Source organism: Pseudomonas juntendi (assembly GCF_009932375.1).
GTDB classification, from domain to species: domain Bacteria; phylum Pseudomonadota; class Gammaproteobacteria; order Pseudomonadales; family Pseudomonadaceae; genus Aquipseudomonas; species Aquipseudomonas juntendi.
The window spans coordinates 1-266 of record NZ_BLJG01000208.1 but is presented as its reverse complement, the minus strand read 5'-3'; the positions used below and the strand labels follow the sequence as shown (position 1 = coordinate 266).

The following is a 266-nucleotide window of genomic DNA, read 5'->3' as shown; positions in this document are numbered from 1 at the left end:
GGTGGGCCTGGCGCTGCAGCGTTCGCTGGAAATGGTGGTTGGCCTGCTGGCCATCCTCAAGGCTGGCGGCGCCTATGTGCCACTGGACCCTGAATACCCGCTCGACCGCCTGCGCTACATGATCGAGGACAGCCGTATCGGCCTGCTGCTGAGCCAGCGCGAGCTGCTGCAAAGCCTGGGCGAATTGCCCGAAGGTGTGGCGCGCTGGAGCCTGGAAGACGACGCCGCCAGCCTGGCGGCCTACAGCGCTGCGCCGCTGGACAACC

Annotated in this window: 1 protein-coding gene; it reads left to right on the top strand. The window is 67.7% G+C overall.

The genetic code is table 11. From position 1 onward, the window contains the following. Positions 1-266, top strand: a 266-nt coding sequence (locus GYA94_RS21710) for an AMP-binding protein (protein ID WP_161893084.1), incomplete at both ends; no start/stop codon positions are given.